The sequence below is a fragment of the Kluyvera sp. genome, from assembly GCF_965301105.1.
Window position 1 is genome coordinate 58,594 of the sequence record NZ_CBDKZX010000006.1, and the last position, 17,943, is coordinate 76,536.

The 17,943-nt window shown below is 58.9% G+C and carries 17 protein-coding genes; 15 read left to right on the plus strand and 2 right to left on the minus strand.

Features of this window, described 5'->3' with window-relative positions; all coding sequences use genetic code 11:
- The first annotated feature begins 69 nt into the window (after positions 1-69).
- The 8 genes from ACW14G_RS04160 (at position 70) to ACW14G_RS04195 (ending at position 9,389) form a co-directional block, all read left to right on the plus strand.
- Positions 70-891 carry a shikimate dehydrogenase family protein gene (locus ACW14G_RS04160; RefSeq protein ID WP_249022218.1) on the plus strand — a complete coding sequence of 274 codons (822 nt, stop codon included), beginning with the start codon at positions 70-72 and terminating at the stop codon, positions 889-891.
- Positions 888-2,582 (plus strand): FAD-dependent oxidoreductase, encoded by a 1,695-nt coding sequence (locus tag ACW14G_RS04165; RefSeq protein WP_249022219.1) that lies wholly within the window; start codon positions 888-890, stop codon positions 2,580-2,582. Before ACW14G_RS04160 ends, ACW14G_RS04165 begins: the two co-directional genes overlap by 4 nt.
- Positions 2,579-2,899, plus strand: a complete 321-nt coding sequence (locus tag ACW14G_RS04170) for an NIPSNAP family protein (RefSeq protein ID WP_064547897.1) — start codon at positions 2,579-2,581, stop codon at positions 2,897-2,899. Before ACW14G_RS04165 ends, ACW14G_RS04170 begins: the two co-directional genes overlap by 4 nt.
- Before the next feature lie 10 nt (positions 2,900-2,909).
- Entirely contained in the window at positions 2,910-4,604 is a 1,695-nt protein-coding gene (locus ACW14G_RS04175; RefSeq protein ID WP_249022220.1) for an FAD-dependent oxidoreductase, read from the plus strand.
- A 75-nt stretch (positions 4,605-4,679) separates the two neighbouring features.
- A complete protein-coding gene (locus ACW14G_RS04180; RefSeq protein ID WP_249022221.1) occupies positions 4,680-5,483 on the plus strand; it encodes a sugar phosphate isomerase/epimerase family protein in 804 nt (267 codons plus the stop codon).
- 13 nt (positions 5,484-5,496) lie between these two features.
- The gene (locus ACW14G_RS04185) at positions 5,497-6,861 is read left to right on the plus strand and encodes an MFS transporter (RefSeq protein ID WP_167576501.1); all 1,365 of its coding nucleotides are present in this window, start codon (positions 5,497-5,499) and stop codon (positions 6,859-6,861) included.
- Positions 6,858-7,868, plus strand: coding sequence for a Gfo/Idh/MocA family protein (locus ACW14G_RS04190; RefSeq protein ID WP_191091010.1), 1,011 nt, complete (start codon positions 6,858-6,860; stop codon positions 7,866-7,868). Before ACW14G_RS04185 ends, ACW14G_RS04190 begins: the two co-directional genes overlap by 4 nt.
- A 156-nt stretch (positions 7,869-8,024) precedes the next feature.
- The gene (locus ACW14G_RS04195) at positions 8,025-9,389 is read left to right on the plus strand and encodes an MFS transporter (RefSeq protein WP_249022222.1); all 1,365 of its coding nucleotides are present in this window, start codon (positions 8,025-8,027) and stop codon (positions 9,387-9,389) included.
- Between the two features lie 42 nt (positions 9,390-9,431).
- On the opposite strand, the gene ACW14G_RS04200 is transcribed toward ACW14G_RS04195, so the two are convergent.
- Positions 9,432-9,923 carry a YajQ family cyclic di-GMP-binding protein gene (locus ACW14G_RS04200; protein ID WP_064547885.1) on the minus strand — a complete coding sequence of 164 codons (492 nt, stop codon included), beginning with the start codon at positions 9,921-9,923 and terminating at the stop codon, positions 9,432-9,434.
- A 166-nt stretch (positions 9,924-10,089) separates the two neighbouring features.
- Here ACW14G_RS04200 and panE point away from each other — a divergent pair, with 166 nt between their 5' ends.
- Genes panE through ACW14G_RS04215 form a run of 3 tightly spaced genes read left to right on the plus strand, consistent with a single transcriptional unit; the run spans position 10,090 to position 12,088 of the window.
- Positions 10,090-11,001, plus strand: a complete 912-nt coding sequence (panE, locus tag ACW14G_RS04205; protein ID WP_163445916.1) for a 2-dehydropantoate 2-reductase — start codon at positions 10,090-10,092, stop codon at positions 10,999-11,001.
- Complete coding sequence (gene yajL, locus ACW14G_RS04210; RefSeq protein ID WP_249022223.1) at positions 10,964-11,557, plus strand: protein deglycase YajL; 594 nt, start codon at positions 10,964-10,966, stop codon at positions 11,555-11,557. The genes panE and yajL overlap by 38 nt, the downstream gene beginning before the upstream one ends.
- Positions 11,558-11,611: 54 nt before the next feature.
- Entirely contained in the window at positions 11,612-12,088 is a 477-nt protein-coding gene (locus tag ACW14G_RS04215) for an SRPBCC family protein (RefSeq protein ID WP_249022224.1), read from the plus strand.
- A gap of 53 nt (positions 12,089-12,141) precedes the next feature.
- Here ACW14G_RS04215 and thiI read toward each other — a convergent pair whose 3' ends face one another.
- Positions 12,142-13,590 carry a tRNA uracil 4-sulfurtransferase ThiI gene (gene thiI / locus ACW14G_RS04220; RefSeq protein ID WP_064547879.1) on the minus strand — a complete coding sequence of 483 codons (1,449 nt, stop codon included), beginning with the start codon at positions 13,588-13,590 and terminating at the stop codon, positions 12,142-12,144.
- Between the two features lie 189 nt (positions 13,591-13,779).
- On the opposite strand from thiI, the gene xseB reads away from it, so the two are divergent.
- The 4 genes from xseB to ACW14G_RS04240 all read left to right on the plus strand — a co-directional run bounded on the left by xseB (position 13,780) and on the right by ACW14G_RS04240 (position 17,841).
- Complete coding sequence (gene xseB, locus ACW14G_RS04225; protein WP_455648489.1) at positions 13,780-14,022, plus strand: exodeoxyribonuclease VII small subunit; 243 nt, start codon at positions 13,780-13,782, stop codon at positions 14,020-14,022.
- The gene (ispA, locus tag ACW14G_RS04230) at positions 14,023-14,922 is read left to right on the plus strand and encodes a (2E,6E)-farnesyl diphosphate synthase (protein WP_163445912.1); all 900 of its coding nucleotides are present in this window, start codon (positions 14,023-14,025) and stop codon (positions 14,920-14,922) included. It begins immediately after the preceding gene.
- 18 nt (positions 14,923-14,940) lie between these two features.
- Positions 14,941-16,803, plus strand: coding sequence for a 1-deoxy-D-xylulose-5-phosphate synthase (gene dxs, locus ACW14G_RS04235; RefSeq protein WP_249022225.1), 1,863 nt, complete (start codon positions 14,941-14,943; stop codon positions 16,801-16,803).
- A 63-nt stretch (positions 16,804-16,866) separates the two neighbouring features.
- On the plus strand, positions 16,867-17,841 hold the full coding sequence (locus ACW14G_RS04240; RefSeq protein ID WP_167576508.1) for an aldo/keto reductase: 975 nt from the start codon (positions 16,867-16,869) through the stop codon (positions 17,839-17,841).
- Positions 17,842-17,943 lie beyond the last annotated feature (102 nt).

Here is a 17,943-nt window from a genome sequence, read left to right on the forward strand (position 1 = left end):
TTCTGCGTTGTCGCTCACCGCTTCCGTTGAAATACTCAAGCAACAGTTTGTTAACAAGCGAGGTGAGCTATGGTCAGCGGATTTACTCAGGTCGTCGCCGTAATCGGACATCCCATTACCCAGGTGAAATCACCGGAAAACTTTAACCACTACTTTGCCAGTCAGCATCTGGACAAGGTCATGATCCCTGTCGATATCGCGCCGGAAGCGGTTGCTGACTATCTGAACGCTCTGCGCGGCTGGCGCAACATGAGCGGCATTCTGGTTACCGTGCCCCATAAACAGCGCGTCGCTGGATTGCTGGATACCCTGACGCCCCGCGCCCGCCATCTGAATGCGGTTAACGTGGTGCGTAAGTTGGCGGACGGGCGTTTAGAAGGCGACATGCTGGATGGTGTCGGCTTCCAGCGCGCCGCACAGGCGCATGGATTCCAGCCTGCGGGCAAGCGCGCCCTGCTTTCCGGCTGTGGCGGCGTCGGTAGCGCCATCGCCTGGGGGCTATGTGAAGCGGGCATTCAAAGCCTGGCTCTCTACGATCGCGATGAGGCCAGCCGCCAGCGCCTGGAAAATCGCCTCGCCACCCACTTCCCAACCGTCCATCTCACCGCCCTGCCCGAATCACTGGCGGAGATCGATCTGCTGGTCAATGGTTCCCCGGCCGGCATGGCGGGCTTCGATCCGCTGCCGTTAGATCCGACGTTGCTTGAAACATTAACCGCCGCCACCCACGTCGCCGACGTCGTAACGGCCCCCGTCATCACCCCGCTACTGGCCTTCGCCAGCGAGCGCGGATGTCGCACGCAAACCGGCCCGGAAATGGCGCTGGCGCAGATGGAACTCATGGGGCAGTTCATCGGAGCTATGCCTTCATCGCATGAGGCCGCCGCATGAAAAGCTGGGATGTGATCGTCATCGGCAGCGGCGCGGCGGGGTTTGCCGCCGCCGTCACCGCCTGCTGCAAAGGGCTCTCCGTGGTAATGCTGGAAAAAGCGCCGCACTTTGGCGGCACTTCGGCGATTTCTGGCGGCGCGGTGTGGATTAACGACACCGATCAGGCCCGTGCGGCAGGAAAAAGCGGAGCGCCTGACGAGATGAAAACCTACCTGCGCACCATCATCGGTGAGGCCAATTATCGTCCTGAGATGGTTGATGCCTTCGTGAACGCAGGTCGCGAAGCGCTGGCTTTTCTCGAGCAGGAAGGCGCGGTGAAATATAGCCTGCGCCCGCTGTCGCCGGACTACTACCCGGATGAGCCCGGCGCGGTCGACGTAGGCCGCGCGCTGGAAGTGGTGGAATATGATGGTCGCGAGTTGGGCGAGCATTTCACCGCCTTACGCTCACCGCCGCCGGGAATGCTGCTGTTCGGCGGCATGATGGTTAATCGCGTCGATATTCAGCATTTCCTCGATATGCGCCGCTCGTGGCGCTCGTTCCGCCACTGCACAAAACTGTTGTTGCGCTATGGTCGCGATCGTCTGCGTCATCATCGTGGTACCCGTCTGGCGATGGGTAACGCGCTGATTGCCCGTATGGCCGTGCTGGCGCTGCGCAAAGGGTTGACGCTGGAACTGAACGTCACGGTGAAATCGTTAATTGAACAGAACGGCCGCGTGACCGGCGTGGAAATTGCGCGCGACGGTAAATCACTGGCCCTGCACGCTCGCCGCGGCGTCGTGCTGGCTGCCGGTGGTTTCGCCGCCGGACGTATAGCGCCGCAGTTCCGTCCCGCCACCCAGCAGCACTACACCATGTCGCCTGCCACAAACGACGGGGCAGCGTTTCAGCTGGGGCTGGGCGTAGATGCCCGCCAGGGTGCCGACCTGCCGTCGAACTTTTTCTGGGCGCCGGTTTCCGTACTGCGCCGTCCGGACGGCAGCGAGGAGCGTTTCCCGCATCTGGTCACCGACCGCGCCAAGCCGGGCGTGATTGCCGTCAACCAGCGCGGTGTGCGCTTCGTCAACGAATCCAACTCCTACCATCATTTCGCCAGCGCCATGCAGCAGCAGCCGGAGAATGCCCCCTGCTATCTGCTATGCGATGCCCAGGCGATGAAGCGCTATGGACTGGGGCTGGCGCGCCCGGCACCGGTCAACAACGACGCGCTGGTGAGCGCCGGTTATCTGCATCAGGCGCAGAGTCTGGGCGAACTGGCGCAGCAGTTAGGCCTTGACCCGCAGCAGCTTGAACACACCGTCGCCCGCTATAACCGCGACGCCGCCAACGGCAGCGATCCGCAATTTCACAAGGGTGGAAACAGCTATAACCGCGCCATGGGCGATGCGGCGCACAGCCCAAACCCTTGCAACGCGCCGCTATTAAGCGCGCCGTTTTATGCCATCAAACTCTTTACCGGCGATTTAGGCACCTCGCGCGGGCTGGTCACCACCGCCGACGCGCAGGTGATTAACCAGCAGGGTCAGCCTATCGATGGGCTCTATGCCGTCGGCAACGATATGGATTCGATGATGGCAGGCACCTATCCCGGCCCTGGCATTACCCTTGGCCCGGCGCTCACGTTTGGCTATCTGGCCGCCCTGCATATGACTCAGACCTCACCATACACTTCAGGAGAAACATCATGATCTACGAAAAACGTACTTACACCATCAATCCACTGAAGATGGCTGACTGGCTGGCGCTGTACAAAAGCGACGCCTACGCGGTGCAGACCGAGCATCTCGGCAAGCTGATTGGCTTCTTCTTCACCGAGATCGGCGTGGTGAATCAGGTCGTTCATATCTGGGCTTACGAAAGCCTGGACGACCGTCTGGTGCGCCGCGCGCGCATGGCGCAGGACGAGCGCTGGCTGACCTTTTCACGTAAAAATCGCGAGCTGGCAGCGGTTGAACGTCTGGAGTCGGTGCTGATGCGCCCGACCGATTTCTCTCCGCTGCAATAAGGAGTCGCGCATGAGCAGGCTCGTTGAGGTGGATATGCTGGTTATCGGCTCCGGCGCGGCGGGGCTGTCTGCCGCCGTAACCGCGGCGCTGCACGGCGCCCGGGTGCTGGTCGCCGAAAAAGAGTCGACGATTGGCGGCACCAGCGCCTGGTCCGGCGGCTGGCTGTGGATCCCGCAAAATCCGCTTGCCCGAGAAGAAGGCATTATCGAGGATGACGCGGCGCCGCTGGCCTATCTACAGGCCGAGATGGAGGGGCGTCCAGCCGATGCGCGTCTGCGGACTTTTTTGCGTTATGGGCCGGAGATGGTGGAATTTTTCCGTCGCCGTACCGCCGTGCAGTTCCTCTCCGGCAGCAAAATGCCGGACTTTCACAATAGCCGCGGCTCCGCCAACGGCGGTCGTTCGGTGACCGCCCAACCCTATGACGCTCGCGGGCTGGGCGACTGGCTGCACCGCCTGCGGCCGCCGCTGGAGACCATCAGCCTCGCCGGGATGGGCATCGCGGGAGGGACGGATATGGCGCACTTTTTTAACGCGACGCGTTCACCGCGTTCCGCGCTGTATGCCGCTCGACGCCTTGCCCGTCACGGCTGGCAGCGACTGCGTTACGGGCGTGGTCGTCATCTGGTGAACGGCAACGCGCTGGTGGCGCGCCTGCTACGTTCGGCGCTCGACGCCAACGTCCATTTTCAACTCAATGCGCCGGTGACGCGGTTATTACAGGACGCCAGCGGTGTCACTGGCGCCATTCTCTGTAGCGATGACGGCGAGATTCAGGTTAACGCTCGCGCGGTAGTGCTGGCCTGCGGCGGCTTTCCACATGACAAACAGCGCTTGGCCGAACAGGTGCCGCACGCGGCGCAGGGCTATGGTCACTTTTCCGCCGCGCCGCCGGGCAATCAGGGCGATGGCATTCGCCTTGGTGAAACCGTGGGCGGACAGTTTGACGATTCGCTTAAGCACCCGATGGCGTGGGCACCGGTCTCCCGCGTGTCACTGGCCAGTGGAATACAGCTGGCGTTTCCGCATCTTGTTGAACGTGCCAAGCCGGGGTTTATCGCGGTGCGCGATAACGGCAAACGCTTCGTCAATGAAGCCGACTCGTATCATGACTTTATCGCCGCGTTGCTCAAGGCGACGCCGGAGGGAGAAAAACCGACGGCCTGGCTGATCGCCGACAGCCGCGCGCTGCACCGCTACGGCCTTGGCCACGCGCGTCCGACACCGTTCCCGGTAAAAGCCTGGCTGCGTACCGGCTACCTGCAAAGCGGCAACACGCTGGCGGAGCTGGCACAAAAATGCGGCATCGACGGTTCAGCGCTCAGCGATACCGTCGCTCACTTCAACGGCTTCGCCCGTCAGGCTCGCGATGACGACTTCCAACGCGGCGCATCGGCCTACAACCTCGCGCAGGGCGACGCCCGCCACCAGCCTAGCCCGACGCTGGGTACGCTGGAACAGGCGCCGTATTACGCGGTGCGAATTCTTCCTGGCTCGCTGGGTTCCTTCAGCGGACTGAAAACCGATGAACAGGCGCGCGTGCTGGACGGAGAACAACAGCCGATCCCCGGATTATTTGCCGTGGGTAACGATATGTCGAGCGTGATGCAGGGGTTCTACCCCAGCGGCGGCATCACGCTTGGCCCTGCCATGACCTTTGGTTATCTGGTGGGAAAAAACCTGGCCGCAAACATAACATCTTAAAAAAATTACGCATTTAGCCAGGGAAAGGCGCCAAACATAACAAAAAATCTTACCTGCAACTGTACTGGAGTCTGTATGAATATGCGTTCCCTCTCGCTAGCAGCACTCACCGTGCTGGACGTTTCACCACCGGAACACGTGCGTATCGCCGCGCTCACCGGCTACAGCCACGTGGGCATTCGTCTGTTGCCCGCAACGCCTGATGACCCTGACTACGACATGCTCGGCGATACGCCGACGGTACGCGAAACCCTGGCCGCGCTACGCGATACCGGGATACGCGTTTCCGACGTGGAGATTGTGCGCCTGACGCCGGACTTCAACCTCGATGCGCTACGTCCGTTCCTCGAAACCGCCGCCCGGCTGGAGGCCCAGCAGGTGCTGGTGGCCGGCAATGACGATAACCTGCACCGCTGCGCGGACAACCTTGCCCGGCTGGCGCAGGCCGGAGAAGACTATGGCCTGACCATGAATCTGGAGCCGATGCCGTGGACCCATCTTCCCACGCTCGCCTCCGCGCAGAAGTTAATTGCCGCCAGCGGGCAGCACAACGTTGGCATCCTCGTCGATGCCATCCACTTCTGGCGCGCGGGTGAGTCACTGGATGCGTTGCGTGCGCTGGCGCCACAGCAGCTGAACTACATGCAGCTGTGCGATGCCCCGGCGCGAATACCCACAGACACCGGGGAACTGATTTACCAGGCCCGCTGCGCACGCCGGGTACCAGGCGAAGGCGAACTGGATTTGCGCGGCCTGCTGGCGGCATTACCGCCCACGCTGCCGGTTTCGCTGGAAGTCCCGCTGGACGGGGCTCAGGGAGCTTTACCAGCACAACAACGCGCAGCGCTGCTGTTTAACGCGGCACAATCCTTCCTGTAAACAGGAGTACGCTATGTCACAGACACAACGCCTGGATGTCAGAGAGTTAATCAATTCCAACCCGCTCAGCCGCTACCAGAAGCTGGTTATTTTCCTTGGTTTTTGCGTCATCGCGCTGGACGGTTTCGATATCGCCATCATGGGTTTTATCGCCCCCACGCTTAAACAAGAGTGGGGCGTCAGCAACCACGAGCTCGGCTTTGTCATCAGTACCGCGCTGATTGGCCTTGCGCTGGGCGCGCTTTTCTCCGGCCCGCTCGCAGATTGGCTGGGGCGCAAGAAAATCATCATCAACAGCGTCTTTTTCTTCGGTTTCTGGACCGTGGCGACGGCGTTTTCCCAGAACATTGAGCAGATGATCTTTTTCCGCTTTATGACCGGTCTGGGACTGGGCGCGGCAATGCCAAACATGAGCACGCTGGTGTCGGAATACGCGCCTGAGCGCAAACGCTCGTTTATCATCACCGTCATTTTCTGCGGTTTCACCTTCGGTGCCGCCATTGGTGGGTTTGCCGCATCATGGCTTATCCCGCAGTTCGGCTGGCACTCACTGATGGCGCTGGGCGGCATACTGCCGCTGCTGTTTGCCCCCATTCTTATCTGGAAACTGCCGGAGTCCGCGCGTTTTCTGGTGATCAAGCAGGCGCCTGCCGCGCGGATCCACGCCATCCTTCAGCGTTTCTACCCCGGCCAGGTAAGTGAAAACGTGCAATTTATTTTGCCGCAGCAGCCAATCAAAAGCAGCGCCATGCGCATTGTGCTGTCGCGCGAGTACCTGTTCGGTTCGCTGATGCTGTGGTTGGTCTATTTCATGGGGCTGTTCCTGGTCTATATCCTCGGCAGTTGGTTGCCAACACTGGTAAAAGAGATTGGCCTGACCGTCAGTCAGGCCGCAATCATGACCGCCATTTATCAGGCAGGCGGCACCGTTGGTTCGCTGTTTGCCGGCTGGCTGATGGATCGAATTGATCCGCATCGGGCGCTGGGCGTCATTTTCGCCGTGGGCGGATTATTCACCATGGCGATTGGCTACGCGGGGGTGAATTTCCCGCTGCTGTGCCTGCTGGCCTTCGTTAGCGGCGCGTGTCTGAACGGCGCGAATACCGGGATGAACGCCCTTTCCGCTCGCTTCTATCCCACGCAGGCCCGCGCCACCGGATCCAGTTGGATGCACGGCGTTGGCCGCATCGGCGCCATTCTTAGCGCCTTCGCGGGTGCAGAAATGCTGGCGCTGGGGCTCGATTTTAAATCGGTGTTCCTGATCCTCGGCATTCCGGCGGCATTGACCGTACTCGGTCTGGCCGCGAAAGGGTACTGGGCAGCAGGCCCAGTCGACGCTCGCTCATCTCTCCCTACCACGCTGCGGAGCCCATCATGAATCGTATTCGTCTTGCCGTGATTGGCGCTGGCGCCATCGGACGTAAACATATTGAGGTGATCAATCAAACGCCGCAGGCCGAGCTGGTCGCCCTGGCCGATCCGTCGCCACAAGCGCAGGCGCTGGCAAAATCACTCGGCGTAGCGTGGTATGCCGACATCAACGATATGTTGGATCAGGCCAGACCGCAGGGCGTGATTAACGCAACGCCGAACACTCTGCACGTGCCGTGCGCCATTGCCTGCGTGGAGCGGGGGATCCCGGTGCTGGTTGAGAAACCGGTCGCCGAGTCTCCGGAGCGCGCGCGAGAACTGGTGGATGCGGCGACGAGGCACGGCGTCCCGGTGCTGGTCGGCCATCACCGTCGGCACAATGCGCTGACGGCGGCGGCAAAGTCGCTTATCGATAGCGGCGAACTGGGGCAGATTGTTGCCGTTTCGGCGCACTGGATCCTGCAAAAACCGGACGACTACTTCGATGTCGCCTGGCGACGGGAACCGGGAGCCGGACCGCTGCTGGTGAATCTGGTGCACGATATCGATCTGTTGCGTTATCTGCTGGGGGAGATTGACGATGTGCAGGCGATGACCAGCAACGCCGGGCGCGGCTTCGCCAACGAAGACAGCGCGGTGGTCAACCTGCGCTTCGCCTGCGGCGCGCTGGGCAGCGCGGTGCTGAGCGACTGTGGCGTCAGCCCGTGGAGCTGGGAGATGAACTCGGCAGAGAACGCAGTCTACGCGCATACCGCGGAAAACTGCTATCTGATTTCCGGCAGCAAGGGGGCGCTGGCGATTCCGCAGATGCGCTGGTGGCGCTACGGCGAGCAGAGCGGTTGGCACGCTCCGCTGTTGCAGGAGACGCTGGCCGTCGAGCCCATCGACCCGTTTATTTTGCAGCTGCGTCATTTCCTGCAGGTGATTCGTGGTGAGGCAACGCCAATCATTGATGCGGCAGATGCGTTACGCTCGCTGGAAGTGATCGACGCGATCCGCCAGCAGGCGGCCTGATCGGAGACTGACCCGGCGGTTTCAGGCCGCCGGGTTATCACTTATGCTGCTATTCCGCACAAATGATTCAATAATGTAATATTTGTTAATTAACCCTCTGTTTACCCTTCTCTCTCCCCGCACTACACTACTCCCAGCTTTTATATAGAGGTGGGAATGAACGATTACAAAATGACGCCGGGTGAGTTACGCGCCACCTGGGGTTTAGGGACCGTATTTTCTTTGCGTATGCTCGGTATGTTTATGGTCCTTCCGGTTCTGACCACATACGGCATGGCATTGCAGGGCGCCAGCGAGGCGTTGATTGGCCTGGCGATTGGCATTTATGGTCTGGCACAGGCGGTGTTTCAGATTCCCTTCGGGCTGATTTCGGACCGCGTTGGCCGCAAACCGCTGATCGTCGGTGGACTGGCGATTTTTGTTCTGGGCAGCGTGATTGCCGCGATGTCCGACTCCATCTGGGGGATTATTCTTGGCCGTGCCTTACAAGGCTCCGGGGCGATTGCCGCTGCGGTGATGGCGCTGCTTTCCGACCTCACCCGCGAACAAAACCGCACCAAAGCGATGGCGTTTATCGGCGTCAGCTTCGGCGTAACCTTCGCCATTGCAATGGTGCTGGGGCCGATTATCACGCATAAACTCGGTTTGCACGCGCTGTTCTGGATGATTGCCGGGCTGGCAACGCTGGGGATTCTGCTCACGCTGTGGGTGGTGCCGGACAGTAAAAATCACGTGCTCAACCGCGAGTCCGGCATGGTCAAAGGTTGCTTCAGCCAGGTGCTGATGGAGCCCAGGCTGCTGAAGCTCAACTTCGGCATCATGTGTCTACACATCCTGCTGATGTCCACCTTCGTCGCTCTGCCGGGGCAGTTAGAGTCGGCGGGTTTTCCGGCCGCTGAGCACTGGAAAATCTATCTGGTGACTATGGTGGTGTCGTTCATCGCGGTGGTGCCGTTTATCATCTACGCGGAAGTGAAGCGCCGCATGAAGCGCGTGTTCGTGCTGTGCATTGCCCTGCTGCTGATTGCTGAAATCGTGCTCTGGGGGTCCGGAAACTATTTCTGGGAACTGGTGGCGGGCGTGCAGATTTTCTTCCTCGCCTTTAACCTGATGGAAGCGCTGCTGCCGTCGCTTATCAGCAAAGAGGCGCCAGCGGGCTATAAAGGCACGGCAATGGGGATTTATTCCACCAGTCAGTTCCTGGGCGTCGCCATCGGCGGTTCGCTCGGCGGCTGGATTGACGGCCTGTTTGATTCACAAACGGTGTTCCTCGCCGGCGCGCTGCTGGCGACGGTCTGGCTGCTGGTCTCCATGACCATGCAGGAACCACAGTACGTCAGCAGCCTGCGTGTCGAGATCCCAAAAGACGTTGCCGCGGACGATGCGCTACGTGAACGCCTGCTGGCGACGGACGGGGTGAAAGAGGTGCTGGTGGTGGCTGATGAGCACTCGGCCTACGTGAAAATCGACAGCAAAGTCACTAACCGCTTTGAAGTCGAACAGGTGATTGCCGCCCATTAAGCGGCATCGGCCCACACGGTGGTGTGGGCCGTACTTTCGCCGTTAGTCGCGGAAGTTTTTAAACTGGAACGGCTGGCCGAGATCGCCACCACGCACCAGCGCCATTACCGACTGTAAATCATCGCGAGATTTCCCGGTCACACGAATCTCTTCGCCCTGAATTTGCGCCTGCACCTTCAGCTTACTGTCTTTAATCAGCTTGACGATTTTCTTCTGCACCGCGCTTTCGATGCCCTGCTTCAGCTTAGCTTCGACAAACCAGGTCTTACCGCTGTGGACAAACTCTTCCGGCACATCGAGAGATGCGCCTTCAATGCCGCGCTTCAGCAGCTTGGCGCGCAGAATATCCAGCAGCTGGTTCACCTGGAAATCAGACTCGCTCAGCACCTTAATGGTTTTATTGGCTTCATTCAGCTCAATTTTCGCTTCTACACCGCGAAAATCGAAACGCGATTCAACCTCACGGGCCGCGTTATCCACACCGTTGCGCGCTTCCTGAAGATCAACTTCAGAGACAATATCGAAAGATGGCATCTTTTCCCCTCCCTTAGTTTCTTTTGCGTTGCATAATACCTGCAACGCGGCATAACTCAACTTGTTATCCCCGGAAGCTCAGTGGATAGCGCTATACTCACACTCATTCGGGTCATCAGCGTGAAGTATGACATACCAGCAGCATCTGGTGTGGTAAGGAGGATGTTTGAAAATAACAGTATTGGGATGTGGCGCGCTGGGTCAGCTATGGATGACGGCGCTCTACAAAAAAGGATTTGAAGTACAAGGATGGCTACGTGTACCTCAGCCCTACTGTAGCGTCAATCTGATAGAGCTGGACGGCAGTGAGTTTAACCAATCGTTGACGGCCAACGATCCTGATTTTCTGGCGCAAAGCGATTTATTGCTGGTCACACTCAAGGCCTGGCAAGTCTCCGATGCGGTCAGAGCCCTGGCGTCACGTCTCCCGCAAACTACGCCTATTTTGTTGATTCATAACGGTATGGGAACATTGCTGGAGCTGAACGACCTCAAGCAGCCGATTCTGCTTGGTGCCACCACGCAGGCCGCACGGCGCGACGGGAACGTGATCATTCACGTGGCCAACGGTACCACCCATATCGGCCCGGCTAAACGCTACGACGCCGACTACAGCCAGCTGGCGGAAACCCTGCAAAACGTCCTGCCGGACGTGGCCTGGCACGATAATATTCACTCCGCCATGTGGCGAAAACTGGCGGTCAACTGCGTGATTAATCCGCTTACCGCGCTGATGAACTGCCCGAACGGCGATCTGCGCGGCCATCAGGAGCAAATTGCCCTTATCTGTGAAGAGGTTGCGCAGACCATGACGCGGGAAGGATTTCATACCTCTCCAGAAAGTCTGTTATTTTATGTGAACCAGGTGATTGACCTGACAGCAGAAAATATCTCATCGATGCTGCAGGACATTCGCGCGCTGCGCCATACGGAAATCGACTACATTACCGGTTTTCTGCTCAAGCGCGCGCGTGCGCACGGCATCCCCGTGCCGGAAAATACCCGCCTGTATGAACTGGTCAAACGTAAGGAGAGTGAATATGAGCGCGTCGGCACTGATTTGCCTCGCTCCTGGTAGTGAAGAAATGGAAGCCGTCACCACTATCGATTTATTAGTGCGTGGCGGTATTCAGGTCACCACCGCCAGCGTCGCCAGCGACGGCAACCTGACGATTACCTGCTCGCGCGGCGTGAAGCTGCTGGCCGACGCCCCGCTGGTGGAAGTGGCGGACGGCGATTTCGATATCATTATCCTGCCTGGCGGCATTAAGGGCGCGGAGTGCTTTCGCGACAGCCCGCTGCTGGTCGAAACGGTGAGGCAGTTTCATCTCTCCGGGCGTATTGTTGCCGCTATCTGTGCGGCAGCGGCGACCGTCCTCGTGCCGCATGATATTTTCCCCATCGGCAATATGACCGGCTTCCCGGCGCTGAAAGATCAAATCCCGCCAGAGCAGTGGATGGATAAACGCGTCGCGTGGGATCCGCGCGTCAATCTCCTCACCAGCCAGGGACCAGGAACATCAATAGATTTTGGCCTGAAGATTATTGACCTGCTGGTCGGGCGCGAAAAGGCGTATGAAGTGGCGTCGCAGTTGGTAATGGCTGCGGGCATCTATAATTACTACGAAGCTTAATCAGCGGTCTGCCCGGCGGGCCGTCCTTTCGCCCCAACCGTGAGGGTTCGTAGTATGTCTGAACACGCGACCGATACCCGCGACTTATCCATTTCTCGTCTTCTGAACGCGCCCAGAGCCTTACTCTGGCGCGCCTGGACTCACCCGGAGCTGCTCAGCCAATGGTGGTGCCCCAAGCCCTGGACCACCGAGGTGCTCGCCTTTGACCTGCGCCCCGGCGGCAAATTTCATACGCTAATGCGCGGGCCTGATGGTGAAAGCAGCGATAATCCAGGCTGTTTTCTGGAAATCGTTCCGCAAGAAAGGTTGGTGATGACGACGATGCTGACCGCCGACTGGCGTCCGGCCACAACGCCGTTTGCCATGACAGTCATCGTCACCTTTGCCGATGAAGGCAGCGGCTGCCGCTATACCGCGCGGGTTCTGCATCCGGATGATGCTACGCGCGAACAGCATGAACAGATGGGGTTTTACGAAGGCTGGAATATCGTGATTACCCAGCTGGAAGCATTCGCCAATACGCTCAAGTAGCGCATTTGTCAGGCTGATATAAAAAACCCGGCCAGGCCGGGTTTTTCTTTTCGTTACGGACGATAAACCTTCACGTTTTCAAAGCCCTGCTCGCGCAGATACAGCGCCTGCAGGCGGCTCATCACGCCGCGCTCGCACCACAGCAGATAGGTTTTGCTGCGATCAAGGTCGCCAAACTGGGTGCTGAGTTTATAGAACGGCAGCGAAGCCACTTCTACGCCCTCTACTTTCAGCGGTTTGTCATCCTGCTCATCAACGGAGCGGATATCAAGAATCACGTCGTTGGCGCTAAAGCCGCTGACGGTTTCCACTTCCACCACCTCTTGCTGGGTCTGCTGGGCGATTTCGCGGATATCGACGTTGTTCGCTTCCGCCACCACTTTGTCGAGGATCGCAAAGTCGAAGTTCTCTTCTTCCGCTTCGATTTTCGCCTTCACCGCTTTGATGGTCGGGCTTTTTGAGATCACACCGCAGTATTCCGGCATGGTACGGGCAAAATCTTCGGTACCGATTTCACGCGCCAGATTGATGATGTGCTCTTTATCGTGCGAAATCAGCGGACGCAGAATCAGGGTGTCGGACACGTTGTCGATCAGACGCAGGTTGGTCAGCGTCTGGCTGGACACCTGGCCGAGCGCTTCGCCGGTCACCAGCGCCTGCACGCCGTAGCGTTCAGCCACTTTCGACGCCGCACGCACCATCATACGCTTGAGCACCACGCCCATCTGGCCGTCGTCGACTTTCTCGAGAATTTCGCCCACTACCGGTTCGAAGTTGATCGCCACAAAACGCACGCGATGCGAACTGCCGAAGCGGTTCCACAGGTAGTGCGCGACCTGACGAACGCCGATTTCATGCGCCGCGCCGCCAAGGTTAAAGAAGCAGTAGTGTACGCGGCAGCCGCGACGCATCAGCATATAGCTGGAAACGCCGGAATCGAAACCACCGGAGATCAGCGACAGCACGTCTTCCTGGGTGCCAATCGGGAAACCGCCAATACCTTCATAACGCCCTTTTACCAGCAGCAAACGATCGTTCTCAATTTCGAGATTGACGGTCACGTCCGGGTCGGTCAGCTTCACGCGCGCCGTTTCAATATGCTGGTTCAGACCACCGCCCACGTAACGCTCCACCTCAATGGAGGTGAATTCGTGCTTACCGCGGCGTTTTACGCGCACGCAGAAGGTTTTGTTTTCCAGCGCTTCGCGCCACAGTGGCAGCGTCTGCTCGAAAATATCGTGCAGGGAGGTGAACGGCACGTCTTCCACTTCGAGGATATGGTGAATCCCCGGAATACGCGTCAGCGCGTCGCGGATAACCAGACGCTGGTTCTCATCTTTTGCGCGAACTTCGATGTGATCCCAGTGACGAACGACGGCGAGCGTTTCATCGTAGTGTTTAAGAACGTTACGAATGTTCCCGGTTAAAATTTTAATAAAGCGCAAACGCACAGATTGGCTTTTGATGGTGATTTCCGGGAACAATTTAATGATAAACTTCATGGCGGCAATGGTTCGTTGGCAAGCCCGACGGGCTTTGAGCAAAAAGATGTATCGCAGCGTACCAGCGGTCGCTACGTCCAGGAGGCGGAGTATATCATCATCCCGCTGACCATTGCGTGTTATTTGCTTCACACTCAGACTCCGTTACCATAGACGCAGTCGCGACATAACAAGAGCCAAACATTCACTATGCCAAAGAAAAATGCAGCCCCGGCCAGTTTCGAAACCGCGTTAACCGAGCTGGAGCAAATAGTTAATCGTCTGGAAAGCGGTTCTCTGCCGCTGGAAGAGGCGCTGAACGAATTCGAACGCGGCGTGCAGCTGGCACGTCAGGGGCAGAGCAAACTGCAGCAGGCGGAACAACGCATGCAGATTCTGTTGGCCGATAATGAAGATTCTCCCTTAACACCTTTCACGCCGGACGCTGAATAAATGGATTTTTCGCAACAGCTGGATGCCTGCGTCACTCAGGCGAACGACGCGCTGCGCCGTTTTATCGCGCCGCTGCCGTTTCAGAACACTCCACTGGTCGAGGCGATGCAATATGGCGCACTCTTAGGCGGTAAACGCCTGCGCCCATTCCTGGTGTATGCCACCGGGCAGATGTTCGGCGTCAGCGTCGCCACGCTGGATGCGCCCGCGGCGGCGGTGGAGTGCATTCACGCCTATTCGCTGATGCACGACGACTTGCCGGCGATGGACGACGACGACCTGCGTCGCGGCCAGCCGACCTGCCATATTAAATTTGGCGAGGCGAGCGCAATTCTGGCCGGTGACGCGCTGCAAACGCTGGCGTTTTCTATACTCAGTGATGCGCCGATGGATAAGGTCTCCGACCGCGATCGCCTGGCGATGCTCTCCGAGCTGGCAACCGCTAGCGGCGTGGCGGGCATGTGCGGTGGTCAGGCGCTGGATCTGGAAGCCGAAGGGCAACAGGTTAATCTGGAAATGCTGGAACGCATTCATCGCCACAAAACCGGCGCGTTGATTCGTGCTGCCGTGCGCCTGGGGGCGCTCAGCGCGGGTGAACAGGGGCGTCAGGCGCTGCCGCTGCTGGACAAATACGCCGAAAGCATCGGTCTGGCATTCCAGGTTCAGGATGACATTCTGGATGTGGTGGGGGATACTGCGACCCTCGGAAAGCGCCAGGGTGCCGACCAGCAGCTCGGCAAGAGCACCTATCCGGCACTACTGGGCCTTGAGCAAGCCCGGACCAAAGCCAGTGACCTCATCGCTGAGGCTCGCCAGTCGCTAGAGCAACTGGCCGCACAATCACTGGATACCACAGCACTGGAAGCGCTAGCGAACTACATCATCCTGCGCGACAAATAAACAATAAATGAGTCTCAGATGAGTTTTGATATTGCCAAATACCCGACCCTGGCGCTGGTCGATTCCACTCAGGAGTTGCGCCTGCTGCCAAAAGAGAGCCTGCCGAAGCTGTGTGACGAGCTACGTCGTTACCTGCTCGACAGCGTGAGCCGTTCCAGCGGACACTTCGCCTCCGGGCTTGGCACGGTGGAGCTCACCGTGGCGCTGCACTACGTCTATAACACGCCGTTCGACCAGCTTATCTGGGACGTCGGCCATCAGGCCTACCCGCACAAAATTCTGACCGGCCGTCGCGACAAGATTGGCACCATCCGCCAGAAAGGCGGCCTGCATCCGTTCCCATGGCGCGGTGAGAGCGAATACGACGTGCTGAGCGTCGGCCACTCTTCCACCTCCATTTCCGCCGGTATTGGCATCGCGGTCGCGGCAGGCAGAGAGAACAAACAGCGTCGTACCGTCTGCGTGATTGGCGATGGCGCCATTACCGCCGGGATGGCGTTTGAAGCGATGAACCACGCAGGTGATATCAAGCCGGATATGCTGGTGGTGCTGAACGACAACGAAATGTCGATTTCCGAGAACGTCGGCGCGCTGAACAACCATCTGGCGCAGTTGCTCTCCGGAAAACTCTACTCCTCGCTGCGCGAAGGCGGCAAAAAAGTCTTCTCCGGCGTGCCGCCGATTAAAGAGCTGCTCAAGCGTACCGAAGAACATATCAAAGGCATGGTGGTGCCGGGCACGCTGTTTGAAGAGCTGGGCTTTAACTATATCGGGCCGGTGGACGGCCACGACGTGCTGGGGCTGGTCAATACGCTGAAAAACATGCGCGACCTGAAAGGCCCGCAGTTCCTGCATATTATGACCAAGAAAGGTCGCGGCTATGAGCCCGCAGAGAAGGACCCGATTACCTTCCACGCGGTGCCGAAATTTGACCACACCAGCGGTAAGCTGCCAAAAAGCAGCGGCGGCCGGCCGTCATACTCCAAAATCTTCGGCGACTGGCTGTGTGAAACCGCAGCCAAAGACAGCAAGCTGATGGCGGTTACCCCCGCGATGCGCGAAGGCTCCGGTATGGTCGAGTTTTCGAAAAAGTATCCGGATCAATACTTTGACGTGGCGATCGCCGAGCAGCATGCGGTCACCTTCGCCGCCGGGCTGGCGATTGGCGGCAACAAACCTGTCGTAGCGATCTACTCCACTTTCCTGCAGCGCGCCTACGATCAGGTGATTCACGACGTGGCGATTCAGAAGCTGCCGGTCCTGTTTGCGATCGACCGTGCAGGCATCGTTGGCGCCGACGGGCAGACGCACCAGGGGGCGTTCGATCTCTCCTATCTGCGTTGCATCCCGGACATGGTTATCATGACGCCGAGCGATGAAAACGAGTGCCGCCAGATGCTGTATACCGGCTATCACTACGGCGACGGCCCAAGCGCGGTGCGCTATCCGCGCGGTTGCGGTACCGGCGCGGAGCTAAAACCGCTGGAGAAACTGCCGCTGGGTAAAGGGCTGGTGAAGCGTGAGGGCGAAAAGCTGGCGATCCTCAACTTCGGTACCCTGCTCGCGCAGGCTGAAGTGGTCGCCGCGAAGCTGAACGCCACCCTTGTCGACATGCGCTTTGTGAAGCCGCTGGATGAAAGCCTGATTCTGGAAATGGCCGCGCGCCACGAATCGCTGGTGACGCTGGAAGAAAACGCCATTATGGGCGGCGCGGGCAGCGGCGTGAACGAAGTGCTGATGGCGCATCGCAAACCGGTGCCGGTGCTCAATATCGGCCTGCCTGATTTCTTTATTCCTCAAGGTACTCAGGAAGAGATGCACGCCGAGCTTGGCCTCGACGCGGCGGGCATCGAAGCGAAGATCGCGGCCTGGCTAGCATAATCCTCCCCACGGCTCCTGCTATGCTTAAAGGTAAACCTCTTACCCGCTAGCAGGAGCTGAATCATGCAATACGATACGTTAGGACACACCGGCCTTCGGGTCTCTCGTCTTTGTCTGGGCTGTATGACGTTTGGCGAGCCGGATCGGGGTAAACACGCCTGGACGCTACCGGAAGACAGCAGCCGCCCGATTATTCAGCGCGCGCTGGAAGGCGGTATTAACTTTTTCGACACCGCCAACAGCTACTCTGACGGCAGCAGCGAAGAGATTGTTGGCCGCGCGCTGCGCGACTTCGCCCGCCGCGAGGACGTGGTGGTCGCCACCAAGGTCTACCATCAGGTTGGCGATCTTGAAGAAGGTCTCTCCCGCGCGCAAATTCTCCGCTCGATAGACGACAGTCTCCGCCGCCTCGGCATGGAGTACGTCGACCTGCTGCAAATCCACCGCTGGGACTACCGCACCCCAATTGAAGAGACGCTTTCAGCGCTGGACGAGGTGGTGAAATCCGGTAAAGCGCGCTTTATTGGCGCGTCTTCCATGCATGCCCGTCAGTTCGCCCACGCGCTGGCGCTACAGAAGGCCAACGGCTGGGCGCCATTTGTCACCATGCAGGATCACTACAACCTGATTTACCGGGAAGAAGAGCGCGATATGCTGCCGCTGTGCGCGCAGGAAGGCGTGGCGGTGATCCCATGGAGCCCGCTGGCGCGCGGACGCCTGACGCGACCGTGGGGTGAAACCACCGCACGGCTGGTGTCCGATGAGTTTGGTAAAAGCCTTTATAGCACTACCGAAGAGAACGATGAGCAGATTGCCGGTGAACTGGAACGCGTGGCCGAAGAGGTCGAGGCTAGCCGGGCGCAAACGGCGCTGGCGTGGCTGTTGAGCAAACCGGGCGTAGCGGCGCCGATTATCGGCGCATCGCGCGAGGATCAGTTGGATGAATTGTTGAACGCGGTAGATATTACGCTGACGCCAGAACAGATTGCGTCGATGGAAGCGCCGTATCAGCCGCATCCGGTGGTCGGGTTTAAGTAAGGTGCAAGGATTCCCCTCACCCTAACCCTCTTCCCAAAGGGGCGAGGGGACTGTACGGTGCTGGTTTTTGACTATACCCAGCCGCACTGACTCGGTTTTCAC